The organism is Alcaligenes sp. SDU_A2 (assembly GCF_038237375.1).
Taxonomy (GTDB): Bacteria; Pseudomonadota; Gammaproteobacteria; order Burkholderiales; family Burkholderiaceae_B; genus Alcaligenes.
Genome location: NZ_CP151273.1, coordinates 3,187,018 through 3,202,051, shown reverse-complemented (window position 1 = coordinate 3,202,051; position 15,034 = coordinate 3,187,018). Strand labels below are relative to the sequence as shown.

At 57.9% G+C, this 15,034-nt stretch carries 16 protein-coding genes; 12 read left to right on the top strand and 4 right to left on the bottom strand.

All coding sequences use genetic code 11. The features are described from left to right. The first annotated feature begins 265 nt into the window (after positions 1–265). From AADW57_RS14790 to serA, 7 genes are all read left to right on the top strand, one after another. Positions 266–1,435 carry an ABC transporter substrate-binding protein gene (locus tag AADW57_RS14790; protein WP_341667653.1) on the top strand — a complete coding sequence of 390 codons (1,170 nt, stop codon included), beginning with the start codon at positions 266–268 and terminating at the stop codon, positions 1,433–1,435. Positions 1,436–1,453: 18 nt separating this feature from the next. After that, complete coding sequence (locus AADW57_RS14785; RefSeq protein WP_341667652.1) at positions 1,454–2,374, top strand: branched-chain amino acid ABC transporter permease; 921 nt, start codon at positions 1,454–1,456, stop codon at positions 2,372–2,374. A 4-nt stretch (positions 2,375–2,378) separates the two neighbouring features. Further along, entirely contained in the window at positions 2,379–3,350 is a 972-nt protein-coding gene (locus AADW57_RS14780; RefSeq protein WP_341667651.1) for a branched-chain amino acid ABC transporter permease, read from the top strand. 2 nt (positions 3,351–3,352) lie between these two features. After that, on the top strand, positions 3,353–4,150 hold the full coding sequence (locus AADW57_RS14775; protein ID WP_341669710.1) for an ABC transporter ATP-binding protein: 798 nt from the start codon (positions 3,353–3,355) through the stop codon (positions 4,148–4,150). A gap of 6 nt (positions 4,151–4,156) precedes the next feature. Further along, positions 4,157–4,861, top strand: coding sequence for an ABC transporter ATP-binding protein (locus tag AADW57_RS14770; protein ID WP_341667650.1), 705 nt, complete (start codon positions 4,157–4,159; stop codon positions 4,859–4,861). Between the two features lie 294 nt (positions 4,862–5,155). Beyond that, positions 5,156–6,154 carry a cytochrome-c peroxidase gene (locus AADW57_RS14765; protein WP_341667649.1) on the top strand — a complete coding sequence of 333 codons (999 nt, stop codon included), beginning with the start codon at positions 5,156–5,158 and terminating at the stop codon, positions 6,152–6,154. A gap of 145 nt (positions 6,155–6,299) precedes the next feature. Further along, positions 6,300–7,508, top strand: a complete 1,209-nt coding sequence (gene serA, locus AADW57_RS14760; protein ID WP_341667648.1) for a phosphoglycerate dehydrogenase — start codon at positions 6,300–6,302, stop codon at positions 7,506–7,508. A gap of 790 nt (positions 7,509–8,298) precedes the next feature. Here serA and AADW57_RS14755 read toward each other — a convergent pair. Next, positions 8,299–8,763 carry an RrF2 family transcriptional regulator gene (locus AADW57_RS14755; RefSeq protein WP_341667647.1) on the bottom strand — a complete coding sequence of 155 codons (465 nt, stop codon included), beginning with the start codon at positions 8,761–8,763 and terminating at the stop codon, positions 8,299–8,301. 3 nt (positions 8,764–8,766) lie between these two features. Then, a complete protein-coding gene (locus AADW57_RS14750; protein WP_341667646.1) occupies positions 8,767–9,171 on the bottom strand; it encodes a group III truncated hemoglobin in 405 nt (134 codons plus the stop codon). A 347-nt stretch (positions 9,172–9,518) separates the two neighbouring features. Here AADW57_RS14750 and AADW57_RS14745 point away from each other — a divergent pair, with 347 nt between their 5' ends. Together AADW57_RS14745 and AADW57_RS14740 are read left to right on the top strand one after the other, a co-directional pair. After that, positions 9,519–10,496 carry a glycosyltransferase family 2 protein gene (locus AADW57_RS14745; RefSeq protein WP_341667645.1) on the top strand — a complete coding sequence of 326 codons (978 nt, stop codon included), beginning with the start codon at positions 9,519–9,521 and terminating at the stop codon, positions 10,494–10,496. Between the two features lie 76 nt (positions 10,497–10,572). Continuing rightward, complete coding sequence (locus AADW57_RS14740) at positions 10,573–12,234, top strand: ArnT family glycosyltransferase (RefSeq protein WP_341667644.1); 1,662 nt, start codon at positions 10,573–10,575, stop codon at positions 12,232–12,234. On the opposite strand, the gene AADW57_RS14735 is transcribed toward AADW57_RS14740, so the two are convergent. Continuing rightward, on the bottom strand, positions 12,173–12,550 hold the full coding sequence (locus tag AADW57_RS14735) for a GtrA family protein (RefSeq protein WP_341667643.1): 378 nt from the start codon (positions 12,548–12,550) through the stop codon (positions 12,173–12,175). The genes AADW57_RS14740 and AADW57_RS14735 overlap by 62 nt on opposite strands. A gap of 19 nt (positions 12,551–12,569) precedes the next feature. On the opposite strand from AADW57_RS14735, the gene AADW57_RS14730 reads away from it, so the two are divergent. After that, on the top strand, positions 12,570–13,373 hold the full coding sequence (locus AADW57_RS14730) for a ChbG/HpnK family deacetylase (RefSeq protein WP_341667642.1): 804 nt from the start codon (positions 12,570–12,572) through the stop codon (positions 13,371–13,373). A 13-nt stretch (positions 13,374–13,386) separates the two neighbouring features. Here the strand turns inward: AADW57_RS14730 and AADW57_RS14725 are convergent, their stop codons facing one another. Continuing rightward, positions 13,387–13,983 (bottom strand): GNAT family N-acetyltransferase, encoded by a 597-nt coding sequence (locus AADW57_RS14725; protein WP_341667641.1) that lies wholly within the window; start codon positions 13,981–13,983, stop codon positions 13,387–13,389. 50 nt (positions 13,984–14,033) lie between these two features. On the opposite strand from AADW57_RS14725, the gene AADW57_RS14720 reads away from it, so the two are divergent. Both AADW57_RS14720 and AADW57_RS14715 read left to right on the top strand, forming a co-directional pair. Beyond that, complete coding sequence (locus AADW57_RS14720; protein ID WP_341667640.1) at positions 14,034–14,375, top strand: TIGR01244 family sulfur transferase; 342 nt, start codon at positions 14,034–14,036, stop codon at positions 14,373–14,375. An 89-nt stretch (positions 14,376–14,464) separates the two neighbouring features. After that, positions 14,465–14,926 (top strand): universal stress protein, encoded by a 462-nt coding sequence (locus AADW57_RS14715; RefSeq protein ID WP_341667639.1) that lies wholly within the window; start codon positions 14,465–14,467, stop codon positions 14,924–14,926. The last annotated feature ends 108 nt before the right edge of the window (positions 14,927–15,034 follow it).

Sequence of the window (15,034 nt, the reverse complement as noted above, 5' to 3'; positions counted from 1 at the left end):
TGCGCGGCATCAAGGAAAACGCGCATAAACCGCTGCCGCTGCAGTCGTTATAGTGCATAGCCACCTGTCGCATCGGCGTAACCGCGCCGTTCGGCAAGGAGACAGACGGCAAGCCGATTCTAGGTAAAAACCACAACTTGTCATCAAAATTGATTGATAACTAAACTATTTATAAATAAATGGTTGGTGTGGCGGTATCTGGTGTCGGTCTGCCCATACCCGTAAATAAAGACAGCCTACAAGCGCTGTGGCGCGAGGAGAAAACATGAAACGTATCGTATTGTCGGTGGCTTTGGCCACGGCGTTTGGCGGTTCGCTGGTCCATGCCGATACCGTTAAGGTCGGCATGGCCATGGATACGTCCGGCCCATTTGCGGCCGTAGGGGGAGAGGTGCGCGATGGCTTTAACCTTGCCATCAAGATGCTGGATGGCAAGTTGGGCGGTCAGCCCGCCGAGTTTATTCAGCAAGACATGGCCGGCAACCCGGATCAGGCTCGCCAGTTGGTGAACCGCTTTGTGCAGCGCGACAAGATCGACTTCTTTACCGGCCCGGTCGGCTCGAACGTGGCCCTGGCCGTGGCTCCGGCGCTGTTTTCCGCCAAGGTTCCTTACTTGACCAGCAACCCCGGTCCCAGCCAGTTGGCCGGCGCGGGTTGCAATGCCTATTTCTTCGGTGTTTCGTATCAGAACGACGCGTTTGACGAAGCGGCCGGTAAAGTGGCGGCCGACAGAAATTACGAAAAGATGTTCATCGTGGCCCCGGATTACCCGGCCGGCAAGGATCACCTGAACGGGTTCAAGCGCGGCTACGGCAAGCCGGTCAGCGACGAGATCTACACCAAACTGGGCCAGATCGACTACGCGGCCGAGCTGGCACAGATCCGCGCCGCCAAGCCCCAGGCCGTATTTTTCTTCCTGCCCGGTGCCATGGGCATCAACTTCATCAAGCAGTTCGTAGCCGCCGGTCTGGACAAGGACATCGTGCTGCTTGGACCGGCCTTTTCGGGTGACGAGGACATTATCCCGGCGGTGGGCGACCCCATTCTGGGCATGTACAACACCGCCCAGTGGTCGCAGGACCTGGATGTGCCGGCCAACAAGAAATTTGTCGATGCGTTCCGCAAGGAATATAACGGCCGCTATCCGTCCGTGTACGCTGCCCAGGCGTATGACGTGATCCTGGCCATCGATGCGGCCGTCAAGCAGGTGGATGGCAATGTCAAAGACCGCGAAGCCGTCCTCAAGGCCCTGAAGGCTGCCGATTACGATTCTGTGCGCGGCAAGTTCAGCTATGGCACGAACAACTTCCCCATCCAGGCGTATTACCTGCGCAAGGTCGAAAAAGATGCCGATGGACGTCTGGTGAACCGCCTGGTCAGCAAGGTGTTTGATAATTACCAGGACGTTTACGTCAAAGACTGCAAACTTAAATAAGATTCAGGTGGTAGAAGCATGTCGCTCATTCTGATTACAGAGCAATTGCTGAATGGTTTGCAGTTTGGTTTGATGCTGTTTTTGATTGCCGCCGGCCTGACACTGGTCTTTGGCATTATGGACATCATGAACCTGGCCCATGGCTCCCTCTATATGGCGGGAGCCTATGTGGCCGCCGAAACCATGCAGCGTACCGGCTCGTTCACCGCCGCCATCATCGTGGCGGTGGGCGTGACGGCCTTGGTGGGCATCGCCCTGGAAATACTCATCATGCGCAAACTGGTCACCCGCGACCATCTGGCGCAGGTGCTGGGCAGTTACGCGGTTATCCTGATCGCCAACGATCTGGTCAAGATGATCTGGGGGCCGACGCCCGTTATGCTCAATATGCCGGCCATGTTGTCCGGTCCTGTGGAGCTGCTGCCGGACTTTTTGTATCCCGCTTTCCGCCTGATGATTATTGCGGTGGGATTGATCGTGGCCTTGGCGCTGTATGCCTTTGTCACCAAGACCCGTGCCGGCGTGCTGGTGCGGGCAGGGGCCTCTAACCGTCAGATGGCGACATTGATGGGCGTCAAGGTGCCGGTGTTGTTCCTGGGCGTATTCACGCTTGGGGCGGCCCTGGCAGCCTTGGCGGGTTCTTTGCTGGGACCTATCACGGCCGTGCAGATCGGTATGGGCGAAGAAATTCTGATCCTGGTGCTGGTGTGTATTGTGATCGGCGGCATAGGCTCGATACGCGGCGCTTTTGTCGGAGCTTTGCTGGTGGGCATGGTGGATACGGCCGGTCGTGCCTTTTTGCCCATGCTGCTGCGCAATGTCTTTCCGGCCGACGTGGCCTCCAGCGTGGGGCCGACACTGGCGGCCATCATGATCTACGTTCTGATGGCCGGCGTTCTGGTTTTCCGTCCTTCGGGCTTGTTCCCGGCGCGAGGTTGATGCAATGAGTACTTCGCGCATTTTTACCGTCCTGGCCTTGGCAGTGCTGATTGCCTTCCCGCTGTTGGCCCCGCTGTACGGCATGGAGTTTTATATATCTTTTGTGCGGCGCATCTTTATTTATGCGCTGGCCGCCAGTGCCTTGAATCTGGTGCTGGGTTATGGCGGGCTGGTGGCGCTGGGGCATGCCGCATTCTTTGGCGCAGGTGCCTATACCGTGGGCATACTGGCCACCGAAGGCGTAGACAGCGGCCTGATTGCCTGGCCGGCGGCCATGCTGGTGTCCGGTTTGTTGGCTTTTCTGACTGGTGCGGTGTCGCTGCGCACGCGGGGCGTGTATTTCATCATGATCACTCTGGCGTTTGCCCAGATGATTTATTACTTGTTCATTTCCTTGCGCCAGTATGGCGGCGAGGACGGCATGAACCTGTATAACGCGTCCCAGTTGCCGGGCCTGGACCTGAGCAATGACCTGGTGTTCTATTACCTGGTGCTGGCCATTCTGGTTCTGGCCTTGTTTCTGTTTCAGCGTTTGATCAATGCCCGTTTCGGACAGGCCTTGATGGGAACGCGCGAAAATGAAAGCCGCATGCAGTCCCTGGGCTACCCGGTGTATCGGATTCGCCTGACCGCATACACCATCAGCGGTGCCGTCATGGGCCTGGCCGGTGCCTTGCTGGCTAACCATAACTTGTTCGTCTCGCCCAGCCTGATGAACTGGACCCAGTCGGCGGATCTGATCATTATGGTGCTGGTCGGTGGGATAGGCTTGCTCTATGGCGGTGCGCTGGGTGCATTCGTGATGTTGGTGCTGGAAGAAATTCTGCGCAATTGGACCGAGTACTGGCACATGCCATTGGGTATCTTGTTGCTGGTGGTGGTGTTTTTCGCCCCCAAGGGGCTGGCCGGACTGGTGCGTATCCGCTCGGCCGTCGATCCTGCCAAAACCGCCGGACTGGCCAAGGAGCAGCCATGAATATGATGACAATGGCAGCGTCGGCCAAGAACCATGCGGCTTCTTTAGAGGCGCGTGGTCTGGTCAAGCGCTTTGGCGCGCTGAAAGCCACCGACGATGTGTCGCTGAGCCTGGAACCAGGCGAGATACACGGCCTGATCGGCCCTAATGGGGCCGGAAAGTCCACCTTGATCCACTTGCTCTCCGGGACGCTGGACCCCGACGAAGGGCAATTGCTGCTGGGCGGGCGCGATGTGACGGCTCTGTCGGGCAACCAGCGCGTAGCGGCTGGATTGGCGCGTTCGTTTCAGATTACCAATATCTTCAAGAATTACACGGTGCTGGACAATCTGGTGCTGGCTTTGCAGGCGTGCAGCGGCAGCAGTTTCCGCTTCTGGCGTTCCCGCCGCGACGAAACGCAGTTGTACGAGCAGGCCCGTGCCTTGGCGGTCGAGTGCGCCATCGATGCCGGTGTGCTGCATACGCTGGCAGGCGTATTGCCGCACGGGGAGCAGCGCAAAGTGGAGTTTGCCCTGGCTTTGGCCAGCCGTCCCCAGGTTCTGCTGTTGGACGAGCCTATGGCGGGCATGGGGCCGGACGAGACTTTGCGCCTGACCGAGCTGATCGAATCCATGCGCGGCAAGGCGACGATGCTGTTGGTCGAGCACGATATGGAAGCCGTATTCCGGCTGGCCGATCGTATTTCCGTGTTGGTGGCTGGACATGTCATTGCTACCGGCACGCCAGCCGACATTCGCGACAACGAGGCCGTGCGCCAAGCCTATCTGGGCGATGACGACACGCCGGTAACACCAAGGTAGGGCAGCATGCTGGAAACGACTCAATTACAAAGTGGCTATGGTGCCAGCCAGGTGCTGTTCGGTGTGGACCTGTCGATCAAGGCCGGGCAGGTGGTGACCGTGCTGGGGCGCAACGGCATGGGCAAGACTACCTTGTTGCGTACTATTTTGGGCCTGTTGCCTGTGCGCGGCGGCGATGTAAAGTTCGATGGACAGTCGATTTCGGGCTGGAACCCAGACCGCATTGCGCGTGCCGGAATCGCCATCGTGCCTGAAGGGCGGCAGTGCTTTCCTAACCTGACGGTAGCCGAACACCTGACCGCCTTTGCCTGCAAGCGCAATCCCAAGGCCACTACGACCTGGACGCCCGAGCGGGTGTATGACTTTTTTCCGCGCCTGCGCGAACGGGCGGCCAATATGGGCAATCAGCTCTCGGGGGGAGAACAGCAGATGCTGGCCATTGGCCGGGCATTGGTCACCAACCCTAAACTGCTGATCTTGGATGAAGCGTCCGAAGGTCTGGCCCCCAAGATCCGCGAAGAAATCTGGAACTGTCTGGCCGTGCTGCGCGAAGAAGGGCAGACCATTTTGCTGATCGACAAATACGTGGAGCGGCTGATGGCGCTGGCCGATCACCACATTATTCTGGAGCGCGGCAAGCTGGTCTGGCAGGGGGATTCGGATGCGCTGGGCGCGGACCGGACGTTATGGACGCGTTATCTGGGCGTCTGATCTGAAGGCCTCGTGCGCCGATTGGTAGTTTGACGATGCGCTGCATGCTGGTGTTTGGCCGGATGCAGCGCATTTTCATATCCGCTGGCCTTGCTCGTTCAAGTGGTAAAAGCAGCACCGTGGCACGCCAACGTGGTGAAAGTTCCCGGCGTGCTGCAGGAAAGGTGTTTTGTTTGCGATGTATCAACATGTAATGCCGAAACTTTTCTTACGATGACCTTAAAGCTGGAAGGGTTTTCTTGAGCAGTACAAATCCGTCCAGTAGGAGTTTTATCCCCCTATAAGGAATTCGTCATGAAAGTACGCCTGTTTGCTCTTTCAGTCTTATCGGCCACGCTGTTTGCAGGCGCTGCTGCGCATGCCGCATCTGAACCCGTTCAGGTCATTCCTGATGTCAAAGTCACTGATCCGGCACGGGTTGAACTGGGTAAAAAGCTGTTTTTTGAACCTCGTCTATCGCGCTCGGGTTTTATTTCGTGCAACTCCTGTCACAACCTGAGCATGGGCGGCACGGACAATATCCGCACCTCCATCGGCGATCGTTGGCAAGAAGGTCCCATTAATTCGCCCACTGTGCTGAACTCCAGCTTGAATATGGCGCAGTTCTGGGATGGTCGCGCCAGCGACCTGAAAGAGCAGGCCGGCGGCCCCATCGCTAACCCGAAGGAAATGGCCTTCACCCATGAACTGGCTCTGGAGTTTTTGAGCTCAATTCCTGAGTACAAGGCAGAGTTCAAGCAGGTGTTCGGCAAGGAGCAGTTCGGGATCGACGAAGTGACGCTGGCCATCGCTGCGTTTGAAGAAACGTTGGTCACGCCTGATTCGCGTTTCGATCTGTGGCTCAAGGGTGACAAGAAAGCCATTACCGATCAGGAACTGGCCGGGTATCAGTTGTTCAAGGCCAGCGGCTGCGTGGCTTGCCACAACGGCCCCAATCTGGGCGGCACATCTTTCCAGAAAATGGGCTTGGTCGAACCGTACAAGACAGACAATCCGGCCGAAGGCCGTTCTGGCGTAACAGGCAAGGATGCCGACCGTTTCAACTTCAAGGTGCCTACGCTGCGTAACGTGGAGATGACCTATCCTTACTTTCACGATGGCGCGGTCAATACGCTGACTGAAGCGGTGGACATCATGGGGCGCTTGCAGTTGGGTCGCAGCTTCAGCGATCAAGAGAACGCGCAGATCGTGGCTTTCCTCAAGACGCTGACCGGCAAACAGCCAGAAATCGTTCTGCCTATCTTGCCGCCATCGCAGGACAACACGCCCCGTCCGGTGCCTTTCGGCTCCTGATCGACAGACGCGTGTCTAAAGAACGGCCCGCCTAGCGGGCCGTTCTGCTGTCCGGGGGCGTAAGCCCATGCCGGCATTGTTGATGCTCTGCGAAACCGGCGTAAAAATAGTACCATTTAGATACTATTTAATGACTGGAACCATCATGAGTCGCATCGTCCTGTTCGAGAACATTCATCCCAGCGCCCGTGACGTCTTCGAGGCGGCTGGATTTACCGATATCCAGACTTATAAGGGCGCTTTGTCCGGCCAGGAGTTGCTGGATGCCGTCAAAGGGGCGCAGGTTGTGGGCATACGCTCGCGCACTCAGTTCGACAGCCGTGTTCTGGAGCAGGCGGACCAGCTCAAAGTGCTGGGCTGCTTTTGCATAGGCACCAATCAGGTCGATCTGCTGGATGCCGAACATCGCGGCGTGCCTGTTTTCAATGCACCGTTCTCCAACACACGCTCGGTGGCCGAATTGGTATTGGGCGAAGCGATCTTGCTGCTGCGCCGCATCCCCGAAAAAAACCTGCGTGTCCACCAGGGTTTTTGGGACAAGAACGCCGAGGGTGCTTTCGAGATCCGCGGCAAGACCTTGGGCGTAATCGGTTATGGCAATATCGGGTCGCAGGTCGGCACGCTGGCCGAGGCGTTGGGCATGCGTGTGCTGTACCACGATGTGGAGTCCAAGCTGCCTTTAAGCAATGCGCGCGTCTATGGCAACCTGAAGCAGATGCTGGCCGAGGCCGATGTGGTGACCTTGCATGTGCCGGGCGGGCAAGGCACGCAGAACATCATCAATGCCGATACCTTGGCGGCAATGAAACCGGGTGCCATTCTGATCAACGCATCGCGCGGCACGGTGGTGGATATTGATGCCTTGCATCAGGCATTGGTATCGGGGCATCTGGCCGGTGCGGCTCTGGACGTGTTCCCGGTGGAGCCCAAGAGCGTGGACGAAGCGCTGAAAAGTCCGCTTATCGGCATGCCCAACGTAATTCTGACGCCGCATATCGGCGGCAGCACGCAGGAGTCCCAGGAAAACATAGGCCGCGAGGTGGCCGAAAAGCTGGTCAGCTTCCTGCGTAGCGGTGCCACCAAGGGCGCGGTGAATTTTCCCGAAGTCTCGTATCACGATATTCAGGGCGCATGCCGCTTGCTGCATGTCCATCGCAATATGCCCGGTGCCATGGGCGGGCTGAATAATATATTGGCCGAACGCAGCTTGAACATTACGCGGCAGCAGTTGCAGACCCAGGGTGAACTTGGCTATGTTCTGACCGATTTGGATAGCGTGCCTGGGGCCGACGTGCTCAAGGCCATCCGCTCGCATGTCGCCACCTTGCGGTGCGATCTGATCCCGGCCCCGTAAGCGGGCATAGTGGAAAGGACGGGCTTTTTAGCTTGATGCCAGTCAGTGAAACGCTGACTGGCATTTTTTGGTTCTTCGAAGAATTTCGGGGGCCAATTTACCCAGTTAATGACGAACTGCTTTTTTGAAGACGCCATTCAAGGCGCTGCATGCTCGGACAGGGCGGATGGCTTGTACGGCATACGCGGACGTTCCACTATTTGGGCCAAGCACTGCGATGCTGTTCTCGCCAGGCCGACCCTAGCAGGACGGCGGGCGAGTCAGGACCTTCGCCGCAGGCAGGATGCCGGGGTGGGAGGCAAGGGGCGTGCTGTTCGAGCAGGGCGCTTGTGATTCGTCCAGTGGACGAATCACCCTGCGAGTTCACGCCCCGCCCACCCCGGTATCCTGACCAGGGAACCCGCGCCCAGCGCGGGCGAAGGACCCAGCCAAGCCGGCCCGCTAGGGTCGGTCTGGCGAGAACCCGAGGTTCTCTACGCTTGGCCTGAACAGCCCAAGCAATACGAAGAAACCCCCGGTATTTAGCGAAGAACCCATTTTTCTGGGTCTTTGCATGCGCTTGTCAGCTTAAGTTCCACAATTGTTTTTCTTGGTGTGTGGGAAGCGGCGCTGGCCTGATCGATACGATGGGGGTCTGAGCCCGCCGCCTGAGCCAAGCGGCTGTGTTTTGAACGGCGTTTGCAATCACCCATTTTTATCGGGCAGCTTAGTTTCTGCGTGCGATGTACAGGCATCAAAAATACCCGAAAGTGCTAAGCGGACTGGCATTACGCTGTTTGGCTTGCGTTTTTCAGGAGGTCTTGCTGAGTTCCGGACGCTTGGCCGTGGGCCAATGGATGGTGTGTTCGTTGCCGCTGGAAGGCGGCACGATGTCTTGCAGGGTGAAGCCGTCCAGGTGGGCCAAAAAATGGCTCAGGGCCTGGTTCAGTATATTGCTCAATCCGCAGCGGCCGCTGAGTATGCAGTGGCTGCCGCTGCCCAGGCATTCCACCACGGCCAGATCGTTTTCGGTATAGCGCACCAGTTGGCCCAGGTTCATGTCCCGAGCTGGCCGCGACAGGCGCATGCCGCCGTTCTTGCCGCGTTGGGTATGCACCCAGCCGCCTTTGGACAGCAGATGTGTGACTTTCATGAGGTGGGCTTCGGAAATCTGGTGGTATTGCGCGATTTCGGCAATGGTACAGAGTCGATCTTCGTGTTGGCCCAGATACATGAGCAAACGCAGTGCGTAATCGGTCAGATTGGTCAGGCGCATGGTTCAGGGCATGGTCAGGTCTGTGGAAACCTGGGTGGGATGGTGTTGGAACTGATAGCCGAACCAGAAACTGCGGGCAATGCGCTGCGCGTATTCCAGAGCCAGTTGGGCCATGGCCTGATTACTGCGTTCGTTGCAGGTTTCTTTGAACAGGCGCAGCCATTGTTCGAAGTGTTCGGCCCGTATGTGTTGTAGCGACAGATGCTTGCCCATCGGGTTGCCCTGGTAGCCGTCGGTCTTGAGCAGCAGGGAGGACCAGAACTCCTCCATGACGCCCAGATGGGTGTCCCAGTCTTTGATGCGCTCGGAAAACACCGGCCCCAGCATGTCGTCCATGCGGATGCGGTCGTAAAAATCCCAGACCAGATCATGGATTTCCTGGCGGGAGCAAAGATCGGTTGTAGTCATGACAATTGTTGCTTAAAGATATATTTTCAATGCATCTTATTGGCTTTGCATACAGGGGTCAAGCATGGATTGGCGCATACTGGAATGTGGTGCGCATATTTGTTGTGAACGTCGATTCAACACCGGTGTTTTTACACTGATACAGATTTCAGAGTATGGGTGCGGCGCAGGACAGTGGCTCCGGCGGCGTGTGTAGGTAAAGGCAGAAAGGCCGTGCTGTGCGGCATTCTGTCGACAAAAGAAGTGTCTGGCACAGGAGCCAAATTGATTTGGCAGGTCTGGCGAGATACGATTACTTTTTGTCGGCTGATTGTTTATTTTGTTACAGCGCTGCCGCACGAGGACTAATGACTATAACCAGACAGGCCCGGACGCTCTCTTGCGTCATTCCCGGGTTGAATGAAGCAGAAAACCTGCCGGCTTTGATGCCGGTTCTGGTGGCGCAATTGCGTTCGCTGGTACAGGATTTCGAGATCATTTTCGTCGATGACGGCAGCACAGACGCCACCCCCCTGGTCGTGGAGCATCTGCGCCAGACCTATCCGCAATTAGTCTATATCCAGCTGTCGCGCAATTTCGGCAAGGAAGCGGCACTGACGGCCGGGTTGCAGGCCAGTCGCGGACAGATTGTGGTGTGCATGGATGCCGATCTGCAGCATCCGCCTGCCTTGATCGCAGACATGATGCAGCGTTGGGCGTGCGGCGTGGATATGGTCTATGCCGTGCGGGAAACCCGCGACGACGAGACGTGGATGAAGCGGGCCGGTACCAGTATCTTCTACAAACTGATGCGTACCTCCAGCGGTTTGCGCGTGCCTCGCAATGCGGGCGACTTCCGTTTGCTGGACCGTTGCGTGGTGGATGCCTTGCTGGTTTTGCCCGAACGCAGCCGTTTTATGAAAGGCCTGTTTGCCTGGGTGGGGTTTCCGTCCGAGCCTATTTATTACTCGCCGGCCGATCGCTTGCACGGTACCAGTCGTTTTCGTCCCGGCAAGCTGCTCGGTTTTGCCGTCGATGGCCTGACGGCTTTTACCACCTGGCCGCTGCGGCTGCTGTGCCTGATGGGGGCCGTGTTGGCCATGCTGTCGTTCGGCTATGGCCTGTTTATTATTTTCAAGCATTTGCTGTATGGCGACGCCGTCCGGGGCTGGGCCACCTTAATTACGGTGGTGCTGTTCTTTGCCGGAGTCAATATGCTGTCCTTGGGCATTGTGGGCGAGTACGTGGCGCGTATCTTTGCCGAGGTCAAGAACAGACCTTTGTATTTGGTACGTCGCCGTCAGGGCCAGGGGCTGTCTGCTCCTCCTACAGACGAAGCTTCTTGAAAGCCGCACCGATACTCTGAATCGTTTCTGACAGCCACAGCCGTGGCTGCCTAATCCTTTGGTTCGGCTTTACAAAATGAGTATCGAAAATCCAGTTCCTGTTTCCTCAGTGCTGGGCGCGCAGGGCGGCGCTCGCGGTCTGGGCCGTTGGCTTGCTCCGGCGTTACAGCGTTTAGGCGATATGTCCAGCGTGTCGCTTGCCTTGCTGTCTTTGCTGTGGTTTGCCGCAACGCTGGGTTTTTATCCTTTATTGATACCCGACGAGGGCCGCTACGTGGGCGTGGCCTTGTCTATGCTGGAGACGGGCGACTATCTGGTTCCGCGCCTGGACGGTCTGCCGTTTTTCCATAAACCCCCCCTGCATTACTGGTTGACGGCAGCCAGCCTGAAAGTTGTGGGCGTGAACTTTGTCGGTGCGCGTCTGGTGCCGGCCATGATGGCGGCTTTGCTGATTGGGGCGATGCACGCTTTTTGTCGCCGTCATGCCAGTCGGCAGCATGCCGCCTGGATTGCCTTGATCCTGGCTACCAGTCCACTGCTGTTCGGGGCGTCGCACTATGCCAATCTGGACATGACGGTGGCCGCGTTGATTACGTGCTGCATTCTGTTGGGAGCGCATGCTGCCTTGCAGATCGAGCAAGGGCGTCCTTTTCGCCTGGCCTTGATGGGGCTGTATGCCGTGGCCGGGCTGGCCTTTCTGGCCAAGGGCCTGATCGGGATTGTGATTCCCGGTGGCGTGCTGGTGTTCTGGTTGGTGGGGCGGCGGCAGTTTTCTGTTTTGCTGCGTTTGTTTTCCCTGACCGGGCTGGGTGTGTTGGCCTTGGTAACCATGCCCTGGATGTGGCTGATGCAGGCTCGTTATCCAGGTTTTTTTGACTACTACATTCTGTACCAGCACTTTTATCGCTTTCTGGAAAAAGGCTTTAACAATCCACAGCCTTTCTGGTTTTACTGGGCGGTGATGCCGGTGGCGACACTGACCTGGACGCCATTTTTGGTGCAGCGCTGGCGTAGAGCCCAAGATGGCTTGGGCGCGATACGGGGCTTGATGCTGTCCGCTTTTCTGACGGTGATGATCTTTTTCTCTTTGCCTACGTCCAAGTTGGTGGGCTACATCCTGCCGGCAATGGGGCCGTGGGCTTTTTTTCTGGCCGATGCTCTGGTCCGCCGCCGTGCCTTGAACGGAAATGGGAACCTGGATCGCCGTGCGTTCTGGAGCGCGGCGGCGGGCGTGTTGCTGTGTCTGACTGCGGTGGTGGTGATGGTAGTGCATCCGCAGGTCAACAGTCGTGCCTTGGGGCGTGTGCTGGCGACGCAATATCAAGCGGGGGATCAGGTCGTGTTTCTGAACGATTATCGCTACGACCTGGGCTTTTATGTGCCGGGGCTGGGTATGACGCGCATCGTGGGCAATTGGTCCGATCCCGATATTGCTCGTACGGATAACTGGCGCAAAGAGTTAGTTGAAGCGGCCCGGTTCGAGCCGGTGCGTGGCAGTCGCCGTTTGATAGACCGTCAGGCATTGACCGAGTTGTTGTGTCGCGATAAGCAGCAGGTGTTTTGGCTGATCGGTGCCCCCGATACTGTGCGGCAGAGTATTGTGCTGGGGCGTGCGCAGCGCTTGTACGAAGATCATCGCATCGCATTGTGGCGTTTTGATGCGGACGATCATGCCTTCATGTGCGACGAAAAGCCCACAGGCGGCCGGCCAGAAACGTCAGTACAGCCAGGGCAATAAGAATCAGGCCCAGCAACAGGTCGTAACGCAGGCCGCTGTATTTCAGCAGCACCGCATAGCTGGCTTCGTTCACGGCGAAGCCAGCAGCCGACACCAGAAAGAAGCGGCCCAGCGCGGGCAGCAGCCGCGCATGCTGCTGCCGGAAAGTCATCCAGTAATGCCCACTGAACGATACGCCGAAGGCCACTAGCCAACCCAGCAAGTTGGCCAGTAAAGCCGGTACGGCCAGCGTTTGAACGGCGAGGACTACAATGCCCCAGTGTGTGGCGGCGGCCAGGGTGCCGACCAGAATAAACAGCAGTATTTGACGAGACATGAGAAAGTCGGAGTAATCGGTGGCAAAAGAAAGGCAGATCAGTATTTGTGCGGATGATTTCGGCATGGCACCAGCCGTGGATGCTGCCGTGCTGGCGCTGGAGCAGATCGGTCGCCTGTCGGGGACCTCGTGCCTGGTCGACGGTGCCAGCTTTGCTCAAAATGCGCCGGCGTTGCGTCAGACCCGTCTGCAAAAGGGCCTGCACTTGAATTTTACCGAGTTCGGGGCTCAAGAAGGCGTGTATGCCATGCCGCTCAAGCGGGTGATCGTGCTCAGTTTTCTGCACAAGCTGGACCCGGACAGGATCAAGGCCAGCATTGCACGGCAGTTGGATCGTTTTGAACAGGCGCTGGGACAGGCCCCCGACTATATCGATGGCCATCAGCATGTGCATCAGTTGCCCCAGATCCGTCAGGCGCTGCTCGATGAAATGCAGCGTCGCTATCCACACCGCATGCCCTGGCTGCGTTACACAGGGGCGCAGCGGCTGGGCAACAGTTTTAGTCTGGGCGAACGCTTCAAGGCGCGGGTCATCGCGGCCTTGGGGGCGGATGCGCTGGCTCATCTGGCCGTTGCCAAGGGCGTGACATTAAATACCGGCTTTACCGGTGTCTATGATTTCAAGGGCGGGCAGGCACGTTATAGCCGTCTGGTGCAGGCGTGGCTGGCCGCGATGCGGCATGGCGACAGTCTGATGTGTCACCCGGCGCTGGAGGCTGTGCCGGGCGATCCACTGGGTGCGCAGCGCCTGGCCGAATACCAGGTGCTGTCCGGGTCCGATATGGAGCAATGGCTGGATCGCTACAGCTTGCGCATTGCCTGAAAGACGCGTGTGCTCAAGCGTTTGCGTCCGGGTGGGTCTGGTTGCCAGGACCCAGGGCGCGCTGCATAAAGACAACATCGATCCATTGCTGGAACTTATAGCCCGTGGCGACTTGGGTGCCGGCATGGGTAAAGCCCAGGGCGCGATGCAGGCCGATGGAGCCACGGTTATCGTGGCCTGCAATGACCGCGATCATTTGCCGCCAAGGGCCTTTTTCACATTCAGCCAACAGTCGGGCCAGCAGGGCCTTGCCCAGTCCTTTGCCCACCTGGCCTTGGGCCAGATAGATCGAGTCCTCGAGTGTGAAGCGATAGGCGATGCGGGGGCGGTACAGTCCGGCGTAGGCATAGCCCACGATCTGGCCCTCGAGCTCGGCCACCAGCCAAGGCAGTCCCTGGCCGGTGATGTGCGCATGGCGGGCCTGCATTTCGGCCAGATCCGGCGGAGTTTCTTCGAAGGTGGCCGTGCTGTGCAACACGTGATAGGCGTAGATGGCTTGCACCGCATGCATGTCCTCGGGCGTGGCCGGGCGTATCAGCAGATCGGCGGGTTCGGCATCGGGGGAGTGCCTGGCTGAAAGGGGGGCTTGCGCAGTACCGGGGGTGGACATACTATTTTTCCTTTGAACGCATTTAGTTTATCCCGATTTCAGGAGTTCCTATGTCGCTTCCCTACCAATCCTTGACCGAGCAGTTTGCGGTGGCTCCTCAGTTATCGGAACAGGATATGCAGGCGGTAGCCGATGCCGGCTTCAAGAGCGTCATCATCAATCGTCCCGATATGGAAGGCGGGCCAGATCAGCCCATGTCGGCCGATGTCATGCAGGCGGCTCAAGCGGCCGGCCTGGCCGTGTATTATCAGCCAGTGGTCGGCAGTGCCATTACGGTAGCCGATGTGGATCGTTTCGCCGAGTTGCTGCAGGAGTTGCCCAAGCCTATTTTGGCCTATTGCCGCAGCGGCAATCGTTGCGCTGCTTTGTTTCGTGCAGCCACCGAATCCTGATCTGGCTCAAGTTCAGGTCTGTTTCCGGCTTGTCCAGCGCAAGCGCGCGACGGTAAGCTGTCTGTATCTATCCAAAGGGGGTTATTGCCATGTTCAAGAAGATTCTTATTCCTACCGATGGTTCCGTCCTGTCTGCCCAGGCCGCCAACAAGGGCGTTTCGTTCGCCCGTCAGGTCGGCGCGGAAATCGTGGCCTTGCATGTGACACAGCCTTTTGCTGCCACGGTCGGCTTTGACGGCATGGCCGCTGCGTATGCCATTACCGACGAAGATTACGACAAGACCGCCAAGGAACAGTCCAAAAAGTATTTGCAGCAGATTCTGGACCGTGCCGAGACGGCCGGCGTGAAGGCCACCGGCAAGTCGGTGTCCAACTTCAATGTGGCCGATGGCATTGTGCAGGCCGCCGAGCAGGAAGGTTGCGATCTGATCTTCATCGGCAGTCACGGGCGCAGTGGTTTGTCGCGCTTGCTGTTGGGCAGCGTCACCATCAAAGTGCTGAACATGGCCAAGAACACGGTGTTGGTGTATCGCGTCAAGGAAGCCGACTGATCGTAAAAATGGTCGGGTCGGCACAATATCGGCGCTTGGCGCGCCTTGTTGCGCAGGGGCAAGATGGCCCTACCGTAAAAAAACCCGCTTCGGCGGGTTTTTTGCTGT